The following is a 20,646-nucleotide window of genomic DNA, read 5'->3' on the forward strand; positions in this document are numbered from 1 at the left end:
AGTTTCAGACGGGGCCCGGACGGCCGGCTTGGGTGGGTTGGATCGTCTCAGCCGAACGGCCGCGCGTGGGCCGCGACCGCGCGGAGATCGCAAAGAGGAGCACGAGAAAGCCGAGGGCCGGCAGGGTGGTCGAGGCGCTGGTTTGTCCAGGCAGACGACAGGAGCATCCCTCCCCTGCCCCGGGATCGCGTCCGCCTCCGCCGCCGCCTCCGCCTCCGCCGCCGCTTCCGCTTCCGCCTCCGAAATCGATCACGACCTCGGCCTTCGAGACGACGAACGGCGGTGATGCGCCCACCGATTCATAGATGGCGAGTAGCTCCTGCCCGTTCGAATCCGTGATGTTGGCCTCCGCCAGATGCTCGACGTATTTCCGCGTGATCGGTTGATACAGCACCCGCGCGGACAGCTTCCTCTCTCCCGTCATTCCCGCCGGCGCCGCCACCGTGAACGTCGCCTCGTCCCAGGAGCGCACGCCTCCCGCGCCGTCGCCATAATCGATCTCCCCGGTCGGCCGCGTCGTGATCGTCGGAACGAACCCTTTCGGCGGAATGCGTGTATCCGAGAGGATCATGTCGTGCCGCGCGAGATCCTCCGCCGGCTCGGCCGCCGATCCATTCCAGCGCCCATGCTGCGCGCGGTACACCCGCGTCGGCGGCGACGCCTCGATCTCCCCGTTCGCCGCGTCGTACCCGCCCAGGAGAGACGTCTCGTCCCCCGTCGAATCGACGAGCGCGAGCGCAATCCACGCGCGGCGGCCCTCCGCATACCCCGTCGGGAACTTGTGCCCGCAAAGGTTCTCCACGCGCACCGTGACCACGAAAGGCTCGCCGGGCGCGGCCGTGGCGGGCGCGCTCGTGATGTCGATCTTTGCGGCCGCGGCGAGCGTCTCCTCCGTGCGCGCGAGGGCCAGCGCGAAGGCGTCCGGGAACGCCGCGGCGCGCGCGGGGTCCTTGGCCATGACGGCGCGAATGCCGAAGAGGTTTCCGCCGGCAAACACGTGATCCCGCGGATCCGTACGAAGCGGCGCGACGGGGACGGTCGCGACGGGAAAGGGGCCCGACTTGCGGCGGGTATGGCAATCGACGCAGCTTTGCCCGCCCGGCTGGGCATGAGCGCTCTGCGCCCATTCTTCATAGGTGGTATCCAGCGGAAACGCGAGGTCGGTCTCCACGCCGTCCACGTCACGCAATCGCCGCCCGGGGTTCGTCACCTGGTGGCATTGTCCGCAAAACGCCGAGCTCGAGAGCGCGCCATCCTCGGCCGTTCCGTGCACCTGCGCCACGCTGTCGGCATAGGGGCCCCGTTTGTCGAGGTCATTGTCGTACACGATCTGCGCATCGCCGCGATGATACGGCGCCTCGGGCGGGCCCGAGGGCACGGCGCGGTGGCAGGTGTCGCAGCCGACGCCTTGCATGTCCACGGCGTCGAACGCGCTCCCGTCCGGCGGGGTCGCGTGTCCCCGGACGAACGCGATCGGGGAATGGCAACGCAGGCAAAACGTGCCCACGCCGGGTTCGTCCTGGTTCGCGATCGAAAGCGCCGCGCGAAAGACGGGATCTCGCGCAGCATTTCCCATCATGGTGCCGGCCCACCCGTCGTGCGGGAGGTACGTGCGGTCGCCGCCGTGACCACCGCCATGGCATAACGCGCAGCCGTCGGCCCCCTCGAACAGGCTGCCCTGGCCGAGCTCTCCGGGTTTCGTGCCTGCGAGGTCTTCGAAGCCAGCGGACGCGGAGGCGGGGAGCACGAGCGGGAGGAGGGCGGCGAGCGCGACGCGAGCGAGCCCTCGGAGGTCCGGCATGCCTGCTTTGTAGCACGGGCTCGGCTTGTGATAGCGTCGGCGATCATGCGTCACGCCCGGACGACCTCGTTTGCCCTCCTGTCCATCGTCACGCTCGCCGCTTCGATCTTCGGGGTCGCGACCACGGAGTCCGGGTGCGCCAGCGCGACGCCTTGCGAGATCAACAGCGACTGCATCGAGGGCGCGTGCATCGACGGCGCATGCACGCGCGAGTGCGCCGACTCCGAGCGCGACTGCGAGCCCGGATTCCGGTGTCATGCCGGCCAGTGTTTGCCCGACGAGGGCCAGGGCGGCGCCGGGCCCGGCTCCGGCGGTATGGGCGGCATAGGCGGCATGGGCGGCGCCGGCGGAATGGGCGGCGCGACGAGCTCGAGCGCTTCGTCGAGCTCGAGCTCGTCCTCGAGCAGCAGCGCATCTTCGAGCAGCGCTTCGAGCGGCTCCGGCGGCGGGGGCGGCGGGCCGACGAAGGTCGAGCTCGATCTTTGCGCGGCCGACGGGGAATGCGAGGCGGGGCTCACGTGCGAGCCGATGTGGAAGCAGGGGCCGAAGCGCTGCACGCGCGCCTGCATCTCGGACGGCGGATGCGCGAGCGGGATGCGTTGCAGCGCGGTGGGCGCCGCGAAGTATTGCACGATGAGCGATGTCGGGAAGGCGTGCGCGAATGCCTCGACCTGCAATTTCGGCTGCCTCGAGGGTCCAGGGTATTGCACGGTGGCCTGCGCCACGGGATCGGATTGCCCGAATGGATACGGATGCATGCCCGTCGGCAACCCGCCCACGAAGGTCTGCGTGAAGGCCGAGGCATACTGCGAATCCGGAAACACGTCCGCGTGCATCGTGCCCGCCGCGTGTGATACGAACTCGCTGCTCGTCGGGGCTTGCACGCTCGCGTGCACGACGAACGCCGATTGCCCGCAGCGGGCCTCGCTGCTCGCGCCCTGGACCTGCTCGAACGGCCTCTGCACGCGGCCGCCGGACGTGTATGGTCCGATGCCCGGCGGGAGCGTGCCCACGGAATGGCATTGTGATCCGTTCGGCAACCCCGTGAACCTCTGCAACGACGCCCAGCACATGAACTTCCAGACGTTCACGATCCCGCCCGCGCCGGCCGTGAACTGCGCCTCGTCCGTCACGTTCCAGGGCCAGGCCGGCGACGCGTGCGTGAATTCGTGCCGGTATCAGGGCGCCTGCGCCTTTGGTTATTCCTGCACGGCCGTGGGGAACATCCAGGGCGGGCGCATTGGCCTCTGTTTGCCCACGGGCGCGGGCGAGGTGGGCGCGGCCTGCGCGAACGACACGCAATGCGTGTTCGGGTACTGCAATGGCGGCAAATGCAGCCGCGATTGCACGGCCGACGGTGTCTGTCCCAGTGGAACGACGTGCACCGCCGCCGGAGGAGCCTCGCCGAACGTGGAGGGGATGCCGTTCCGGAAATGCCTTTGAGGGAATGGGGCCCAGGGCGTCAGAGCGTGTCGCGCGCGTCCGGATCGATCCTGCGGATCGCGTCGCGCATCACGTCCGGGATGGGAGCGGGCCGGTTCGTGCTCGTGGCAACCAGCACCACGACGGCGCTCCCGGTCGCCACGATGGCCTGCTGGGACGTCGAGGTCACGCGATAATCCATGGTCAAACTCGTGCGGCCGAGGCGGGCCGTCTTGCCCTCGACGCGCACCGTGTCGGGCCAGAAGACAGGGCGGAGGAAGTCGGCGGTGGTCGAGGCGAGCACGGGCTTCTGCAGCGCCTCGCTCGACATGTCGACGCCGATCATGCGCAGGTAAGCGAGCCGCGCCTCCTCGAACCAGGCGAAGTAGCGCGTGTTGTTGACGTGCCCGATCACGTCGAGATCACCCCAGAGCACGGAGATCTCCTGACAAACGGAGAACCGCGTGCCCGCCGCGGGAGCGGGGGGTGCGAAGGTCGTGGAGCTGCGCCCGGTGGGCCTCTCGAAGCGATCGGAAGAAGACAAGGCGACCTCGTGCCGGGTCGCCTGTCATCGGCGCCCCCGTGAGAGAGCGTGGCTGCGTAGTTTCCGCGGCGTCAAGCCTGTGGCATGCTCCGCCGCAGGGAGTAGCGAGGACAATGCTCGGACGACGTCGTTGGATCGGGACCGTGGCCGGCCTTTGTTTGCTGTCGGCGCTCGGGGTGGGATGCGGCAAGAAGGATAACGGTGGCGTGGGCCCGGAGCCTGCCTCGAACGAGTGGAAGGTGGGCGCCTACCTCAGCCTCTCCGGCGCCGAGACGCAGTTCGGCAAGGACACGCAAGAAGGCACCGAGCTCGCGGTCGAGGAGATCAACGCGAAGGGCGGCGTGAAGGGCAAGAAGGTCCGCATCCTCTTCGAGGACGACAAGTCGAACCCGCAGGAGGCCTCGAACAAGGTCCTGCAGCTCATCAACCGCGACAAGGTCGTCGCGCTGCTCGGCGAGGTCGCGTCGTCGCGCTCGAAGGCCGCCGGCATCGTGGCGAACAAGAACAAGATCCCGATGATCTCGCCCTCGTCGACGAACCCGGACGTGACGAAGGTCGGTCCGTTCGTCTTCCGCGTCTGCTTCACGGACGACGTGCAGGGCCAGATGGGCGCGCGGTTCGTCAAGAACAAGCTCAACAAGAACAAGATCGCGCTGCTCTACGCCTCCGACGACCTCTACTCCTCGGGGCTCGCGAACGAGTTCAAGAACGAGGCGAAGAAGCTCGGCATGACCATCGTGGCCGAGAAGAGCTTCCTCAAGAACGAGACGAACTTCACGACGTACCTGAACGAGATCAAGAGCGCCGAGCCCGAGGCGATCTACGCGCCGGTCTACTACAACGCGATGGTGCCGGTGGCGCGGCAGGCGAAGGCCGCGGGGATCCCGGGGAACATGTTCGTCGGCGGCGACGGCTGGCACTCGGACTCGCTGGTGAACGACGCGGGCGAGGAGATGGAGGGCGCGTACTTCACGAACCACTTCTCCCCGGACATGCCGTCGCCGAGCTCGCAGGCGTTCGTGAAGAGGTACGTGGAGAAGTACAAGCGCGAGCCGTCCGCGCTCGCGGCGCAAGGCTACGACTCGGCGATGCTGCTCTTCGACGCGATGGGCCGCGCGAAGGGCGACACGCCCGAGGCCATCCGCGACGCGATCGCCGAGACGAAGGATTTCCCAGGCGCGACGGGCTCGATCACCATCAACGCCGAGCGCAACGCCGAGAAGCCCATCGTGATCGTGCAGATCAAGGGCAAGAAGTTCACGTACTTCGACACGGTCTCCGCGAAGTAGCCCGATCTCAGCCCGACACGACGACGGGCCGCGAGGCGGCGCGCGCCGCCTCGGCTTCGGCGAGGGCCTCCTCCTCGGCGCGCGCGTCGGCGTCCTTCGGAGCATCGAGCGGCCTCTCCTCGGCCGTCCGGTCGAGCGCGGCGACCGCGTCCGGGGCGAAGGTCTCCATCCAGCGCCGGAGCGGGGCGTGGGTGCGGAGCTCGCGCTTGATGCGCGGGATCTCCCCAGCGCCGGCGGTCTCGGGGTTCGCCGCAGCGCGCACGGTATCGACGAGCAGCTCGTCGCGCCCGGAGAGCATCAGATCGAGGCCGGCCTGCGCGGCGATCTCCGCGGCGCCCTTCCGATCGGCCTGCCGGACGCACGAGAGCAGACGCACGCGGAAGAGGGAGCTGCTCCGGTAGGCGTACGTCGAAGGCAACGAGGCGAGCTCGGCTTCGGCTTCGGCGTGCCGATCCATCGCGGCGAGGAGGAAGGCGCGCTCGCTGATCAGGCCGGGAAGGAGGAGATCCGAGGCCGAGATGCGGAGGGTGTAGTTCGAGAGGAGCCCGAGGCCCCGATCGCAGTGCTCGAGGGCTTTGGCGGGATCGACGGCGCGCTCTGCAATGTACGCGAGCGTGAGGTGCGCTTGCGACGCGACGAGGGGAAAGCGGCTCTTCGTGAGGGGCCCGAGCAGCGCGACGGCCTCGTCGAACTTGCCCTGCGCGACCAGGCCGTTCGCGGCGACGAGCGCGCGCGACTGCTTGCGGCCCCTCACGAAGTTGATGGCGGCGAGCACGAACACGAGGACCAGGAAGAGCACCGGCAAGGCGCCCAGCATCACCTCCAGGCCTTCACTCGGAGGCGGCGGGGGCACGGGACGTCCGCGGCGGGTTCGAGGCGCGGGCTCGAGCGTCCTCCAGATCACGACGAACAGGCCGATCAAGAGGGCCCAGAGCCCGAGGACCCTCCCGATCGCCCGGCCGGGACGCTGCCCCTCGGCCTGCTTGCGCGCAGCGGAGACGGCCTTCTTCGCCTCCTCGGTGGCCTCGGGGGTCGCGAGCTCGACGGTCTTGTCGGGCCGGGCGCCGCCCGCCTCGACGAACGGCGCGGCCTCGGGGACGACCTGCGCGATCCAGTCGGCGAGCGGCGGCTCTTCGCTCTCCGCGTCGCGCTTGGCGCCTTTGCGGTACACGCTCGTCGCGTTCGTCTCCAGCATGCGCTGGAAGGCCCGGACGATCGCGCGCTCCCGGCGATCGATGACGTCGAAGAGTAGCTCGTGGTTCGTGACCAGGTGCTCGCGCAGCGCGTCGCGATGGCCGGCGCGCTCGAGCAAGATGGCCTCGGCCAGGGCGACACGGCCGAGGGCCTGCGGCAGGGCGTCGTCGCTCGCGCGCACGGCCTCGATGTCCTCGCGCGCGCCTTCTCGCTCGCCGCTCGCCGCGCGCAAAAAGGCGCGAATGCCGCGCGCGTTCAGGGCGTGCATCTTGATCTGATCGCGGTAGAGCAGGCCGCGCGGGGCCGTGAGGGCGCGATCGAGGTGCGCGAGCGCGGACGGGATCTCGCCGCGGCGCATGGCGATGAGGCCGCGCTGGACGGCGGCGACGCACACGATGAGGGGGTGCGGCCGCCCCTGTTCGGCGAGGTCGAGGTGCGCCTCGGCGTCGGCGAGGCGGCCGCGGCTGAGGAGGTCGAACGCGGCGTTGACGATCTGCACGCCCGCGGCGATTCGAAGGCTCGCACCGCCGAGGAAAACGAAGAGCCCGCCGAGCACGGCGAGGACCGGCCCCGCGGTCAGGAGCAGCCCGCTCGACGCGCCGAACAGGAGGACGCTGGCGAAGCCGGCGACGCCGCTCAGGAGGAACAACGCGCCGATGACGACGAGGACCGTGTGGTACCGATGCGTCGCGTGGCGAGGCAGGTTTTTCGGGGCGGGTGCGCTCATCGTGGAGGTCGGTCGGGCCGCGGCACTCGCCGCGTCGCGCCTTCGGCTCCATCCTAAGCCGAGATGCGCCCCGCGATGTGCACGATCCTCGACGGACCGATGGGAACGGAGCTCGCCGCGCGTGGCGTGCCCACGCCCGCGCCGCTCTGGAGCGCGCTCGCGCTCGATCGCGCGCCCGAGGTCGTTCGGGCGATCCATCGCGACTACGCGGCGGCGGGCGCGACGGTGCACACGGCGAACACGTTCCGGACCAAGCGGCGCAGCGCGGGCGAGCGCTGGGAGGAGCTCGCGCGGAGAGCGGTCGCGATCGCGCGGGAAGCCGTGCCGCCGGGGCATCGGATCGCGGGGAGCGTGGCGCCGCTCGAGGATTGTTACAGGCCGGATCTATCGCCGACGAACCCCGGGCCCGAGCACCACGAGCTCTGCGAGGTGCTCGCGGACGCGGGGGTGGATCTGATTCTTTGCGAGACGTTCCCGCACGTCGGCGAAGCGATCGTGGCGGTGGAGGAGGCGCTAAGGACGGGTTTGCCCGTGTGGGCGGCGTTCACCGCGGGCCCGGATGCGGATTTGCTGACGCCGGCGGAGGTCCTCGCGGGCGCGCGGGAGGCGGCGGCGCGGGGGGCGAGCGCGGTTTTGATCAATTGCACGAAGGCGACGCGGACGCTTCCGTACGTGGAAAAACTCGCAGCGGTGGGGATTCCTTTCGGCGTGTATGCGAATGCGGGCGCTGTCGAGGAGGGAATCGGCTGGGGCGACGCCGCGCGCGGGGCGGAGCTTTATACAGAGCTCGCGGAAGCGTGGATCCAGGCAGGGGCGACGATCGTCGGCGGGTGCTGCGGGACGGGCCCGCAGCACGTGCGAGCGATCGCGGAGCGAATGCGCGGGAGAGGCTGAACCTCAGACGCGTTCGAGGATCGTGGCGATGCCCTGACCGCCGCCGATGCACAAGGTGACGAGCGCGGTCTGCGCGTCGCGACGCTCGAGCTCGTCGAGGGCGGTGCCGAGGAGCATCGCGCCGGTCGCGCCGAGCGGGTGGCCGAGCGCGATGGAGCCGCCGTTCACGTTCACGCGATCCGGGTCGATCCCGAGCGCGCGCGTCGTTTGCAGCACGACGCCCGCGAAGGCCTCGTTGATCTCCCACAGGTCGATGTCACGCGCCTCCATCCCCGCGGCGCGCAGCGCTTTTAGGCTTGCCGGCGTGGGCGCCGTGAGCATGATGAGCGGCTCGGTCCCGACGGTCGCCATCGAACGGATCCGGGCGCGCGGCTTGACGCCCTTCGCCTTCACGTACTGCTCCGAGGCGAGCACCACCGCCGCGGCCCCGTCCACGATGCCGCTCGAATTGCCCGCCGTATGGAAGTGCCGGATCTCCTTCGCTTGCGGGTACGCACCGAGCGCGATCTGATCGAGCGTCTCGCCGTTCGGACCGACCGCTGCGCCGCCGAGCGCGACGAACGCGGGCTCGAGCGCGGCGAGCCCATCGGCCGTGGTGTTCGGCCGGGGAAACTCGTCCTGCGCGAGGAGCGTCGCGCCCGTGCTCGGATCCGTCACCGGGATCAGCGACTTCGCGAATCGCTTCTCCTGGATGGCGCGCGCCGCGTTCTTTTGCGAGCGCAAGGCCACGGCGTCGATCTCCTCGCGCGTAAAACCTTCCAGCGTGGCGATCAGATCGGCGCTGATGCCCTGGGGGACCTGGAAGACGCGCTTGCGGAGCACGGTGTTGCCGCCGTCCTGCCCGCCGCCGTCGGCGCCCATGGGGACACGCGACATGCTCTCCACGCCGCCGGCGACGACGAGATCCATCGCGCCCGATCCGACCGCCATGGCGCCGAAGTTCACCGCCTGGAGCCCCGAGCCGCAGAAGCGGTTGAGCGAAACGCCCGGCACCTCGTCGGGCCACCCCGCCGCGAGCACCGCGTTGCGGGCGAGGTTCGCGCCTTGCTCGCCGACCTGCGAGACGATGCCCGCCATCACGTCGTCGACCTCGCGAGGATCGAAGCCAGTACGCTGCGGGAGCGCCCGGAGCACCTGCGCGAGGAGTTCCTGCGGGTGAACGCCCGAAAGCGCACCCTTGCCAGCCTTGCCACGGCCTCGTGGCGTCCGTGCGGCGTCGATGATGTAACTCGTTCCCATGTGGTCGCTCCCTTCGTATGACGTTCATCATATGATAATCATCATGTGAGCTGTCAAGGCGGCCTCTGGGGAAGCAAGGAGAGTCCGCCCCACGTCGCCGCCCTTGGCAGCGGGTTGACATGATGGCCGTCATATGACATCTATCATGCATGAAGAAGGAGCCCCTCTCCAAGGCCGAGCGCTGGGAGCGCACGCACGAGACGCTGCGGCTCACGGCGGCGCGGCTCTTGCGCACGCGAGGCCTCAGGCTGCCCTCGGTGGCCGACGTCATGAAGGGCGCGAAGCTCACGGTCGGCGGCTTTTACGGGCACTGGGAGAGCAAGGAGGCGCTCTTCGAGGAAGCCCTGCGCGACGCGCTGCGGAACAACTGGTCCGAGCTCGTGCAGCAATCGCGCGGGGAGACGGCGAAGGAGCGGCTCACCTGGATCCTGCGCCGTTACCTCTCCCGCTCGCACCGTGACAACCCCGAGGCCGGCTGCCCACTGCCCGCCTCGCTGAGCGACATCTCCATGCTCGGCGCGCCTTATCAGAAGGCGTTCGCCGAGGAGGTCGAGTCGCTCGCCGCGGAGCTCGCCGAGGTGGCCGGGCCGATCGGCGGCAAGCAGCTCGTGCTCGGGCTCTTCGCCTTGATGGTCGGCGGCCTGAGCCTCGCCCGCGCCACGGAGGGGACGCCGCTCTCGGACGCCATTCTCACCGCGAGCCGCGCGCTCGCCTACGCCGCCCTCGATCGCGCCGAGCAAAAGGCCTCGGAGAAGGACGAATCATGACGACGACCGAAGAGACCCCCTGGATGAAGAAGATGCGGGCGATCCTGAAGGGCGCCGAGCCGCCGCCGATCGCCAAGCTGATCGGCTTCGAGCTCGTCGACGTGGGCCCAGGCTCGGCGATCTTCACGCTGGTCGGCGATCCGAGCAAGCACGCGAATCCGATGGGCACGATGCACGGCGGCGTGCTGGTCGATCTCGGCGACGCCGCGATGGGCTTCGCCATGGCGAGCACGCTCGGGGAGGGCGAGAGCTTCACGACGGTGGAGCTCAAAGCGAATTATTTCAAGCCCGTATGGAAAGCGCGGCTGCGCGCCGAGGCGCGGATGGTGAAGCGGTCGCGGTCGCTCGGGTACATCGAATGCGACATCGTCGACGAGGAGAAGGCGCTCGTCTGCCGGCTGGCCAGCACGTGCATGGTGCTGCGCGGCGAAGCGGCTCAGGGTCGCTGATCCGATCCGCTCGCCGGGCCACCTATTGGCATCCGATGCGGGTCGTGGCGAGGGCGACGTCGTCGAACCAGAGATTCATGTCCTGGCCGGCATAACTCTCCCATCCGAGCTTCAGGTCCGTGACCTTCGGCTTCCAGTTCGGCTTCTGCGTGAGCCATTGCTGGTCCACGTCGGGCGTCGGGGTCCCGTCGATCACGAGGCCCGGGACCTCGGCGCCGTCGACCCAGGTCCGGATCGCGCCCGCGGCGCCGTCGACCTGGAATTCGATGCAGCGCCATTGATCGGCCGTGAGCGCGACGCTCATTCCGATGCCCGTGGGGCTGAGCGAGGGCAAGGTCGCGTCGTCGGATTCGCGGTTCCACATGAGGATCTTGCTCTGGCCGCCCATGCGGAGATCCTTGGGGCCGTCGTTCTCGTCGCGCATGGCCATGAACGTCGTGTGGCCGTCGCCCTGCGCGGCCGACATGCGCAGGTAGAAGCGGCCATAGACCACGTCGCCGAGCTCCGCGAACGCCGCGGTATGCGCGATGAAGACGTGATTGCAATAACCGCCCTTGCCCGTCACGAGCACGGAGTTCTTGCCGCTGTGCGCCTGGGTCGCGTCGACGGCGGCCGTGCCGGTGCCCGTGCAGTTCGGCATGACGACCGCCCAGCGCGTCGGATCGGGCGCTTCGCCCGCCGTGGCGGCCTCGAAATCGTCGCAAAGAGGCAGATTCGAGCAATCGAACGACGCGCCGCCGGCGCCGCCGGCGCCGCCCGTGCCGCCCGATCCGCCGCTCGCGGAGCTCGAGCTCGACGCGGACATGCCGCCCGCCCCGCCCTGCCCTCCGCTGCCGCCCTGCCCGCCGCTGCCAGCCTGGCCACCGCCGCCCGCGCCGGTTCCACTTGCCCCTTCGTCGCAGGCGACGACCGGGATGGAGAGGACGAGGAGCATGAATACGTGAGGAAGCATCGTTCGTAGGTTCATCAGGGCTGCCTACCAGGGTTTCCCCGAGCAAGCGAGGCCGCCGGACGTACTGAACATTTGCTCATTGCCAACGGTAGGACCGTCGTTTACCTTGGCCCGGCTTGATCGGCGAAACCCTGGGCCAGAAGTACAAGCTCCTTTCCCTGCTCGGACGAGGGGGGATGGGCGCCGTTTACGAAGCCGCGCACACCGAGACGGGCGCGCGGGTCGCCGTGAAGGTGCTCCATCACCACCTCGCCGAAGGGGAAGGGCTGCGTCGCTTTCGTCGGGAAGCACAGGCGGTTTCGCGGATCCAGAGCCCGCACATCGTCCGCATCCTCGATACCGGGACCGACGAGCCGAGCAAAAACCTTTATTTCGTGACCGAGCTGCTCGAAGGCGAGGATCTGCAGCGGCTCATCGACCGGATCGGCACGCTTTCGCTGCGCGGCGCCCTCGGTATCGCGAGCCAGGTCCTCCGCGGGCTCGCCGCCGCCCACGCGGCGCGCGTGGTGCATCGCGACATCAAGCCGGCAAACCTCTTTCTCGCTCGCGAACCGAATGGCGCGCTGACGGTCAAGATCCTCGATTTCGGTATCGCGAAGGTCCGCGCCGAGCCGCTCGGCCTCGGGCAGACGACGGACCTGACGGCCACGGGAAACCTGCTCGGCTCGCCGCTCTACATGTCGCCCGAGCAGGTGCAAAACAGCCGCGATGTGGATCATCGGACGGATCTGTGGTCGCTCGGGTGCGTGCTGTATGCGGCGCTCGCCGGACGGGCGCCCCATCAGCATCTTTCGTCGATCGGGCAGCTGCTCGTGGCCATTTGCGTGACGCCGGCGAGGTCGCTCGTGGATGTCGCGCCGTGGGTGCCGGCCGATGTGGCCGCGGTCGTCGAGCGCGCGCTCGCGATTGCCGCGGAATCACGGCCCCAGAGCGCCGAGGAGATGCTGTCGGAGCTCGCGAGATTCGTTTCGCCCGGCGAGACGCTGCGGGAGGATTGGCTGGCGACGGGAGACCGAGCCCGCGGGGTCGTGGGTTCGAGCACGCCGCCGAGCCCGCCTTCGTCGATGTCGACGCCGCGGTTCGTCGTGCCGCCCTCGTCGGAGCGGCCGATTCGCGGGGACGAGCCGACGGCATGGGCGGGATCGTTCACGGAGACGGCGCCCTCGGAGGGGCCGCGGTCGGCCGCGCGATCGGCGGTGCCAAAACTCCCGACGCGCGTGGCCGGGCGGCACGTGACCGTGGATCCACGCCGATTCCTTGGAGAGCAAAGCGAGCTCTGGACGTTCTCGCTCGACGTGCACACGCACCTGTCGAGCCTGATCGCGCGGATCTGGAAGGCATTACGCCGCGCGGGCGCGAAGGTGCCTCCGATGACGTACGGGACCGAATGGATCCTGTTCGAGCCGCGGACGAAGCGGTTCGTCGAGGACGACCCATGCGAGGGCGGAGAACGTTTGTCCCTGGAGGCGGCGGGGATCCGGCCAGGGGCGGTGCTCTGGGTGATGATGCCCGCGGAGCGCGGGACGGCCTGATCAGAAAGCCCGCTCGTCCCGTGCTGTCCCCGGCGGGAGCACGGCCTCCTCGGCGAGCGCTCCCTGCTTGGTTCCTCGCTCCGAAGTCCCCATGCGTCGAGGCCACGAAAAAACGTCCGAGGCGCGCGGTGCTCGGTCGTGGGGGCCGTGCTACCGCTGTCCCGCGTGAGTAAGCCCCGCGATATCGTCGTCGCCACGCACGGCCACTGCTTCGACGGCATGGCGAGCGCCGCCGTGTTCACCCACCTCGTGCGCTCCCTCGCCCCCCGGCAGCCGCTCTCGTTCCGGTACCGCTCGTGCGGCTACGGCCCCGGCATGCAGACGATCCCGGAAGGGTGGCTCGACGGCGAGGAGAACGCGATCCTGGATTTTCGCTACACGAAGAGCGCGCGCCTCACGTGGTACTTCGATCACCACATCACCGCGTTCGGCTCGGTCGAGGAGCAACGCGAGGCGCTCGCGTCGGAGGACGTGACGCACCACGTGTTCTACGAGCCCACGTACGGCTCGTGCACGAAGCTCATCGCGGACGTGGCGAGTAGCCGGTTCGGCATCCAGAGCGAGGCGCTCGCGCCGCTCGTCGCCTGGGCCGACGTGATCGACGCGGCGCGTTTTCCCTCGGCGGAGGCAGCGGTCGACCGTGAAGAACCCGTGCTCAAGCTGGCGTCGGTCGTCGAGCACCACGGCGACGGGCCGTTTCTGAAGGACCTCGTGCCGCGGCTCCTCGAACGGCCGCTCGCCGAGGTGGCGCGCGGTGCAGACATCGCCGAGCTCTTCCGGCCGCTCGGAGCGGCGCGCGAGACGTTCATCCGCCGCGTGAAGCAGGTCGGGACGATGATGGGCAGCGTGGTGTTCGTGGACCTCAGCGACGCGCCGATCGACGCGGCGGCGAAGTTCGTCACGTACGCCCTCTTCCCCGAAGCCGTCTATTCCGTGACGCTCACGCGCCAGAAGCAGCACTGCAAGGTGTCGGTCGGGTACAACCCCTGGTGCGGCAAGGAGCGGCGGCACGACATCGCGGCGATCTGCCGGCGCTACGACGGCGGGGGGCATCCGGTCGTGGGGGCGGCGTCGTTCCCACTGTCGGAGATCACGCGGGCGCGCGCCGTGGCGCTGTCGATCGCGCGGGAGCTCGACACGTGAGGTCGCGCGGCGCCCTCGCCTTCCGGCGCGCGGACGGGCGGCCGCCGCTCGTGTACGGGCACCGCGGCGTGCGCGGGGCGCGGCCGGAGAACACGCTCGCGGCGTTCGAGCTCGCCGCAGAGGAGGGCGCGGACGGGGTCGAGCTCGACGTGCGCGTCGATCGAGACGGCGAGCTCGTCGTGCTGCACGATCCGACGTTCGAGCGCGTGACGGGCGGCGCGGATACGCGAGCCGCGGCGGATCTGCCGTACGAGGAGATCCGGCGGATCGACGTGGGGAGCGGGGAGCGCGCGCCGCGGCTCACGGAGGTGCTCGCGCTCGCGCAGGCGCGCAGGCTGCGCGTGAACGTGGAGATGAAGCACGACGTGCCGGATCGAGCGGCCGTGGTGCGAGCGACGGCGCGCAAGCTCGGGGCCTTCGATCCACGCGTGCCGGTGATCGTGTCGTCGTTCGATCCGCGCATGGTCGCAGCGCTCGGTACGCTCGCGCCGCGGATCCCGCGGGCGCTCCTGGTGCATCGCACGCGCTGGTCGCGGGCCGCGCTCGAGCTCGCCCGGGGCCTCGGGCAAGCGGTGCACGTCGAGCGGATCCTCACGCAAGGCAGCACGGTGCGGCAGCTCTTGCAGAGCGGGCTCGTGGTGAACGTGTGGACGGTGAACGACACGCGCGAGGCGATGGATCTCGCGGCGCTCGGCGTCGACGGCATCATCACGGACGTGCCGGGGCTCGTCCGTGATGCGCTCGGGTAGCCGCGTGATCTACTTCTCGCAGGTGACGTAGAGCTTGCGCACGCCGCCGGGCTCGGGCTGCTGGAAGGCGCCAGGCACGAGGGGCGGGTTCCACTGCGCTTCTTTGTACTGGAAGATCACGTCTTCCTCGGTGTGCGGCACGCGCATGCGGATCGAGCGCGGCAGCTCCGCGTCGCAGGCGCCGCCGATGGGCTGGATCGGGTCCTCGATGCCGTCGGGATCGACCCGCGGCGGCGCGGTGCGGGCAGCCTCGTGGTTCGAGAGCTCGGCCTGGTAGAGGTCGACGCCGCGCTGCGAGACGAGCACGGAGAGGACACGCACGCGCTGCTGGGACCAGGGTTTGTCCCAGTCCTCGGGCCGGATGCCGAGGTGGATCTCCTGCTGCGCGTCACGCGTGCTCGGCACGAGGACACGGTAAAAACCGTTGTCGGTGTCCCAGGTGATCGTGGGGGCGCCGGGCTGGTGCAGGAGGACGGGCGCCTCGCCGCGGAGGAGCGAGACGAGCGCGTGCCCAGGGATGGGGACGCGGGTCATGCGCGCGAGGTTGCAAGGGCTCGCCGGGCCGAAGAGGAATTGCTTCTCCTTCACGTCGAGCATCTGGAAGCGCTCGCCGTCGGCCGTGAGGGTGTAGAGCATGGCGCCGAAGGGGCTGACCACGTCGAAGCGGACGCGGTCGGGGTTCACGGCGAAGAGGTGGACCTCGCCGCGGACGCGGCCCTCGGGGGCGAAGCGGTCGATCTTGGCCTGGCCCTGCACGCCGTTGACGCACGCATAGGTGGCCTTCATCCGGCCGAGCGCGTCGTCTCCCGTGGGAAAGACGGACGGAGGCGGACGCGTGCCGCCGCACGCCGTGGCGAGGAGGAGGGCCGAGCCGAGGGAAAACCGTGCGACGTGGGCGCGCATGCGGGCTGGACCGTTGCAGGAAAGTCCGAGCCCGTCAACGTGGCGGTCCACAGCGTAGCGCCGGGGTTTCACCCCGGACCCGACCAGGGGTTGTTCACCCCTGGACCCGAACCAGCGCAAGCGCTGGACCCGGGGTCGATGAACTGCGCGATGCGCAGTTCATCGAACAGGCCAGTTCAAGACCAGCGACGCGAACGTTGCGGCTGAGGGGGGAGCGCTGCCGCCTTGGCTGGCAAGGTCGTGGAGGGTCTTGTCACGGGCCCATCCGAGAAACCGCGCATGGCGCGGTTTCTCGGCCCTCGGTCCAGGCCGTGCCTGGTCCGGGGTGAAGGGGGCGGACAGCCCCCTTCTGGGTGCGGGGCAAAGCCCCGCGACCGGGGTCAGGAAGCGCGCAGCGCGTCGAGCAGATCGACGTCCGGAATCGCGATCGGCAGCCGCGCCCGGATCACCGCCACGTCGTTGTCCTCGCACAGCCGCGCCACGGCGAGGCCGTCGTAGAGCGCGATCGGCGCCGTCCCCGGGACGGACGCCTCTTCCCGCGCGCCGGACAACGTTTGCCCGGCCGTGAAGATCCATCCGACCGTGGCCGGCCCGTAGTGGTGGAGCGAGCCGCGCAGCTCCGTCACCCGCTCGCGGCCGACCTCACGGCCGTCGCGGCGGATCACGATCGCCACCCGGATCTCGTCGTTGCCCATGCGCAGGACGCCCGAGAAGTGCGACTCGCCACCGGGCGCGCCGGCGCGGCGCACCGCGCGGAGCTGGCCGACGCCCATGCGCTCGAGCGCGAGGACGCAGACCTCGATGAACGCGTGGCCAGGCAGCTCGCCGAGCTTGCGGGCGAAGGCACGGCGGGCCGCGTCGCGGTAGCGCTCCACCGCGGCGAGGGCCTCCTGCTCCAGGCGCGCAAGGTCGCCGCCGAGCAGCCAGTCCGTCAGGGCCACGCGGCCGCCGGCGAAGCGGAAGCGCGGGCGCTGACCGGCCGCGATCCGGCGGGCGTTGTCGGCGCGCACGGCGGCGGCCACCTGCGACTGCACGAGCTGCGCATCGCCCGAGAGGCGGCCGCGGCGCTGCGCCGTCTCGGCGATCTGCCGCAGGGACACGGCGCCGGCGTTGCGATCGAACGTCGACAGGATCGCGGCCACCGCGTCGGCGAGCTCGCGCCCTGCGAGGTCGTCGAGCGCCGGATGACCTTCACCCGGGGTCAGCTCGATGACCTGCGGGCCGCGGTAGACGGCCTCGGTCGGCGCCACGTCGCGCACGATCTCACGATCACGGCTGATCTCACGATCACGGCTGATCTCACGATCACGGCCGATGTCGCGGTCGCGGTCGCGGTCGCGGTCGCGATCACGGCCGTCGCGACGAACCTCGAACGCGGGCGTCGCCGTGTACGAGGGCAGCCCGCCCCCGCTCGTGGGCAGGGCCTGGGCCTCGCCGTTCGTGCTGCGACCGCGGCGACGGCGGCGACGACGGCGGCGGCCTTCTCCTCCGGGCTCGGCAGCGCCCCCACCGGCGCGCTCGTCGCCACCGCCGAGGATCGGCTGGTCGTCGTCTTCTTCCTCGTCGAACATCTCGGCGGCGCCGGCGGCGGCTTCCGCGCGCATCACGTCATCGGGGCCGGCGGGGCCTGCGTCGATCTCGTCCTCCTCCTCCGCCGCGCGTGCGTAGGATGGAGCCGACGGGCGGGGCGTGGGCGGAGACAGCTTCGCGGGGGCCGGGGACACGAGCGTCTCGTCGTCCTCCTCGGCCTCTTCCTCGGCGGCGGGCGCCTCGGCGGGGGTGACGGGGGCGGCCTCGAGCTCCTCGGGCGCCTCTTCCGTCTCGGCCTCCGCGGCCTCCGTCTCGACCTCGGCCTCTTCTTCCTCGGCGACCTCCGGGGCGGCCTCTTCCTCGACCTCGTGTCGGGCGGCCTTGGCCGGCTCTTGCTTGCCGCCGCGCTTGCCCTTCTTGCCGTCGAGGCCTGCGCGCAGCGTCTTCTCGTCCCACTCCCGGAGCGCGAAGACGCCGGGCTTGACCCGGATGAGCGGCGTGTCGGACGAGTCCTTCTTGAGCATCGCGGCGAGCCGGGCGCCCATCGTGACCTCGGGGCTCTTCCCGACGTGGCTGAGCAAGTTCTTCTCTATCGCGATATCGGTGATCTCTTTGTAGTGGAGCGGCCTGCCGACGAGGCGAAGCACCTCGGCCGCTGCATCGGTAAACGTCATCTTTTGTCCAGCCCTTCGGGCGCTCCCATCACTTGGGCGCTCCTCTTGGTGCGCGTCGCACGTGCCGTCCTTATTTCGACGCCACGCGCTGGGCCTCTGCCCGCCACGACCGGGAAGCGCACATTCGCTCCCACTCGGCCGGACACGCTACTGAACAGCCGCATAACACGGGACGATCGACGAGTCAACCGCGGCAGCCCGAACGAACGTCCCGACCCGCACGAATACGACCCGCACGAACACCCTGGACGGACTTCCGGACGAACCCGCGCCGCCCGCTTGCCAGGGCCAGGGCTACGGCCGGTACGTCTTCGGGTTCGCGAGCTTGCCCGGCAACCAGCGGAAAAAGTCGAGGATCGTGGACGAATCGAAGATGCCGTCCGACGAGTCCCACACGATGAACTCCACCGTGGCGATCTCGCCGGGAACGATCGGCGCCTCCGTGGTCAGCCATCCCGTGCTCCCGCCGATGGAGCTCGGCGTGTTGTTGCAGGGCGAGTCGAAGTCGTCGTAGCCCGTGCCCGAGAGCTCGGATTTGCCCCCGGAGCAGAAATTGAAGCCCGGCGTGCCGAAGCAACCCGTCGGGCCCGCCACGCAACGATCGAAGAAATTCAGGTTCACGGAGCCGGGCGTGCCCTGGCCGTCGAACACCACGTTGCGGTTGTTCGCGATTCCCGACGCCTTCGTCTTCAAGAGCACGACCCAGAGGTCGTTGAACGGCGAGCAGGCATACTCCGGGTACTCCGACGACCAGTACGCATGATCAAACGCAAAACTGCTCGCGTTCGTGGGCGTGCGCACCTGAATCTTGAGGTTGACCGGGTTGAACGCGGTGGACGCGAAGGGGACCGGGCACCCTGATTTGTTGGTCGGGAAGCCGGGGGGCGTGGCCGACTGCGTGCCGGTGTCCGTGCCGCCCTGCGGCGTGCCGAACTGGAAGTACGGCTGGCTCGGCGTGGCCGCGAGGCCGGTCGAGAGGAAGACGAAGTTCTGGTTCGCCCGCGGGCCGAGCACGTTGCCCATCGAGGTGATGATCGCGTGCGACTGCGGGAACGGCGTGCCCGTGCCGTCCGCGAGCCGAAGCTCGGCCGAGATCACGCCCCAGCGCTTGTTCGCGCCGGTCGCATTCAGCGTCGTCGTCTGGCAAAGCTCGATCGACTTCGCGTAGTCGAGCGGATCCTGCGAGGTGTACGAAAGGCCCGCGCTGCACGCGGTGTTCGGGTTGTCGATCACGCCGTCGCAGTCGTCGTCCTTGCCGTTCGGGAAGTCGAACGCGCCCGGGTTCACCAGCGGATCGGCGTCGTTGCAGTCGCCGTCGCAGACCGAGTAGCCATCCCCGTCGGCGTCCGGGCAGGGGCCGTCGGGTGTCACGTCGACGGGGACGTCTTGCGGGACGTCCTCGGGGACGTCTTGCGGGACGTCCTCGGGGACGTCTTCGGGCACGTCGGCCGGAACGTCGACCGGAACGTCTTCGGGGACGTCCTCGGGCACGTCCTCGGGCACGTCCTCGGGGACGTCCTCGGGCACGTCCTCGGGAACATCGATCGGAACATCGATCGGCACGTCCTCGATCACGTCGATCGGCACGTCCTCGACCACGTCGAACGGCGCGTCCTCGACGGTCTCCTCGATCACGTCGAACACGACGTCCGGCGACACGTCGGGCTCCGCGTCGGATCCGTCGGGCGAGACGTCGGGCTGTGCGTCTTCGCCGAGCGCGTCGGGGCCGGCGTCGTCATCGTCCTCGCCCGTGGAGTCTTCGTCGTCGATGTCGGTGCGCGCGCCGCAGCCCGGCACGAGCCAGACGGCCGGCGCGGCGAGCGCAACCAGAACGAGACCCCAGCGAAACGAAAAGCGCACAGCCCAAGCCTCCCGAGAACACCCCCGGCGACAGCTCACACCGCCGCGGATCCAGAGAGTATCAGGAAACGCAGGAAACGTACGCAGTCCGCCTCGAACGGGAGTACGCTCGTGGGATGGAGCTCGGGCGGCTCCTTCAGGAGCTCATCCAGGCCGCACGCAAGGCGGGCATCACCGTGCGCTCCGAGTCCTTCGACCCCTCGCTCTCCGACGGCGGCAAGAAGTGGCGCGGAGGGCTCTGTGTCATCCGCGGCAAACGGTTCATCCTCGTGGACGAACGCGCTCCGCTCGTCGACCGCATCGCCACCGTCGCCGCCTCGCTCGCCAGCGTCGACCTCGAGCACGTCTTCCTTCCCCCGATCGTCCGAGCGACCATCGGCGCTTACCAGCGCGAGTCCCCCGAGCGCCCCGTCCCGAACGCGACCGTCCCGCTGCCGCCCGTGCGCGCGCGGCTCCGCCGCCCCGACGACGAAGACCCCTGAATCGCACGCGGCGTTCGTCCGCGCGCACGCTGAGGCAAAGGCGCCTCGATCGCCGGCGCGTGCAGGACGGCGCGATCACGCTCCGGACCGCCGCGGCGCGAAATCCACGGTCTCCGCGTCGCCACCATTGCGCGAAAAAGGAACGATTCCAGGATGGCACACGCGTTGCTCCGTAATGGCGAGCGCCTCGAGCGCGTCGGGGGAGCTTGGGGGCCCGCCTCCTCCCGACCCTTTTCGGGCCCAACGACGCTCTTCGTGCTTACTTCCATGACGCAATCCCCTCCAAGGGTCACGCCTCCGCGGGCCACGCCGGCCCCCGAGAGATCGCATCGGCCCGATTCCACGCAGATGCCCGCGCCCGGCACGAGCCGCCGTTCGCCGAGCGTGCCCCCGAGCGCTGAACCCGCGCGCCCCAAGCGCCCCACGCCGAGCGTGCCGCCGCCGCCCGCGCCCGGCCTGTCCGACGCCGCCGCCGCGCTCTCCGGCGCCGCCGCC

17 protein-coding genes and 1 pseudogene are annotated in these 20,646 nt (G+C 69.9%); 10 read left to right on the forward strand and 8 right to left on the reverse strand.

Annotation, left to right across the window (positions count from 1 at the left end):
- Positions 1-4: 4 nt before the first annotated feature.
- The gene (locus tag QHF83_RS34075) at positions 5-1,801 is read right to left on the reverse strand and encodes a hypothetical protein (protein WP_282422192.1); all 1,797 of its coding nucleotides are present in this window, start codon (positions 1,799-1,801) and stop codon (positions 5-7) included.
- A 45-nt stretch (positions 1,802-1,846) separates the two neighbouring features.
- Between QHF83_RS34075 and QHF83_RS34080 the strand changes: the two genes are divergently transcribed.
- Complete coding sequence (locus QHF83_RS34080) at positions 1,847-3,244, forward strand: hypothetical protein (protein ID WP_282422193.1); 1,398 nt, start codon at positions 1,847-1,849, stop codon at positions 3,242-3,244.
- Positions 3,245-3,263: 19 nt separating this feature from the next.
- Here QHF83_RS34080 and QHF83_RS34085 read toward each other — a convergent pair whose 3' ends face one another.
- Positions 3,264-3,767, reverse strand: coding sequence for a thioesterase family protein (locus QHF83_RS34085; protein WP_282422194.1), 504 nt, complete (start codon positions 3,765-3,767; stop codon positions 3,264-3,266).
- Positions 3,768-3,910: 143 nt separating this feature from the next.
- Between QHF83_RS34085 and QHF83_RS34090 the strand changes: the two genes are divergently transcribed.
- Positions 3,911-5,056: an ABC transporter substrate-binding protein gene (locus tag QHF83_RS34090; protein ID WP_282422195.1), complete on the forward strand. Its 1,146-nt coding sequence runs from the start codon at positions 3,911-3,913 to the stop codon at positions 5,054-5,056.
- Positions 5,057-5,063: 7 nt separating this feature from the next.
- Here QHF83_RS34090 and QHF83_RS34095 read toward each other — a convergent pair whose 3' ends face one another.
- Complete coding sequence (locus tag QHF83_RS34095; RefSeq protein WP_282422196.1) at positions 5,064-6,977, reverse strand: hypothetical protein; 1,914 nt, start codon at positions 6,975-6,977, stop codon at positions 5,064-5,066.
- A gap of 75 nt (positions 6,978-7,052) precedes the next feature.
- Here QHF83_RS34095 and QHF83_RS34100 point away from each other — a divergent pair, with 75 nt between their 5' ends.
- Complete coding sequence (locus QHF83_RS34100; protein WP_282422197.1) at positions 7,053-7,871, forward strand: homocysteine S-methyltransferase family protein; 819 nt, start codon at positions 7,053-7,055, stop codon at positions 7,869-7,871.
- A gap of 3 nt (positions 7,872-7,874) precedes the next feature.
- Here the strand turns inward: QHF83_RS34100 and QHF83_RS34105 are convergent, their stop codons facing one another.
- Positions 7,875-9,110, reverse strand: a complete 1,236-nt coding sequence (locus QHF83_RS34105) for an acetyl-CoA C-acetyltransferase (RefSeq protein WP_282422198.1) — start codon at positions 9,108-9,110, stop codon at positions 7,875-7,877.
- A gap of 149 nt (positions 9,111-9,259) precedes the next feature.
- Here QHF83_RS34105 and QHF83_RS34110 point away from each other — a divergent pair, with 149 nt between their 5' ends.
- Both QHF83_RS34110 and QHF83_RS34115 read left to right on the forward strand, forming a co-directional pair.
- Positions 9,260-9,877 (forward strand): TetR/AcrR family transcriptional regulator, encoded by a 618-nt coding sequence (locus QHF83_RS34110; protein ID WP_282422199.1) that lies wholly within the window; start codon positions 9,260-9,262, stop codon positions 9,875-9,877.
- A complete protein-coding gene (locus QHF83_RS34115; protein ID WP_282422200.1) occupies positions 9,874-10,326 on the forward strand; it encodes a PaaI family thioesterase in 453 nt (150 codons plus the stop codon). The genes QHF83_RS34110 and QHF83_RS34115 overlap by 4 nt, the downstream gene beginning before the upstream one ends.
- 22 nt (positions 10,327-10,348) lie before the next feature.
- Here the strand turns inward: QHF83_RS34115 and QHF83_RS34120 are convergent, their stop codons facing one another.
- Positions 10,349-11,293 (reverse strand): hypothetical protein, encoded by a 945-nt coding sequence (locus QHF83_RS34120; protein WP_282422201.1) that lies wholly within the window; start codon positions 11,291-11,293, stop codon positions 10,349-10,351.
- Positions 11,294-11,394: 101 nt separating this feature from the next.
- On the opposite strand from QHF83_RS34120, the gene QHF83_RS34125 reads away from it, so the two are divergent.
- From QHF83_RS34125 to QHF83_RS34135, 3 genes are all read left to right on the forward strand, one after another.
- On the forward strand, positions 11,395-12,810 hold the full coding sequence (locus tag QHF83_RS34125; protein WP_282422202.1) for a serine/threonine-protein kinase: 1,416 nt from the start codon (positions 11,395-11,397) through the stop codon (positions 12,808-12,810).
- 165 nt (positions 12,811-12,975) lie between these two features.
- Complete coding sequence (locus tag QHF83_RS34130) at positions 12,976-13,953, forward strand: hypothetical protein (RefSeq protein ID WP_282422203.1); 978 nt, start codon at positions 12,976-12,978, stop codon at positions 13,951-13,953.
- Positions 13,950-14,702, forward strand: a complete 753-nt coding sequence (locus QHF83_RS34135; protein WP_282422204.1) for a glycerophosphodiester phosphodiesterase family protein — start codon at positions 13,950-13,952, stop codon at positions 14,700-14,702. The genes QHF83_RS34130 and QHF83_RS34135 overlap by 4 nt, the downstream gene beginning before the upstream one ends.
- 9 nt (positions 14,703-14,711) lie before the next feature.
- Here the strand turns inward: QHF83_RS34135 and QHF83_RS34140 are convergent, their stop codons facing one another.
- The 3 genes from QHF83_RS34140 to QHF83_RS34150 form a co-directional block, all read right to left on the reverse strand.
- Positions 14,712-15,605 (reverse strand): hypothetical protein, encoded by an 894-nt coding sequence (locus QHF83_RS34140; RefSeq protein WP_282422205.1) that lies wholly within the window; start codon positions 15,603-15,605, stop codon positions 14,712-14,714.
- Between the two features lie 380 nt (positions 15,606-15,985).
- Positions 15,986-17,809: an HTH domain-containing protein gene (locus tag QHF83_RS34145; RefSeq protein ID WP_282422206.1), complete on the reverse strand. Its 1,824-nt coding sequence runs from the start codon at positions 17,807-17,809 to the stop codon at positions 15,986-15,988.
- A gap of 294 nt (positions 17,810-18,103) precedes the next feature.
- Positions 18,104-19,669: a MopE-related protein gene (locus QHF83_RS34150; protein WP_282422207.1), complete on the reverse strand. Its 1,566-nt coding sequence runs from the start codon at positions 19,667-19,669 to the stop codon at positions 18,104-18,106.
- A 116-nt stretch (positions 19,670-19,785) separates the two neighbouring features.
- On the opposite strand from QHF83_RS34150, the gene QHF83_RS34155 reads away from it, so the two are divergent.
- Both QHF83_RS34155 and QHF83_RS34160 read left to right on the forward strand, forming a co-directional pair.
- On the forward strand, positions 19,786-20,151 hold the full coding sequence (locus tag QHF83_RS34155; RefSeq protein WP_282422208.1) for a hypothetical protein: 366 nt from the start codon (positions 19,786-19,788) through the stop codon (positions 20,149-20,151).
- Positions 20,152-20,418: 267 nt separating this feature from the next.
- Positions 20,419-20,646 (forward strand): annotated as a pseudogene (locus tag QHF83_RS34160) (serine/threonine protein kinase); the annotation flags it as partial.

The organism is Polyangium sp. 15x6, assembly GCF_029960785.1.
GTDB lineage: Bacteria > Myxococcota_A > Polyangia > Polyangiales > Polyangiaceae > Polyangium.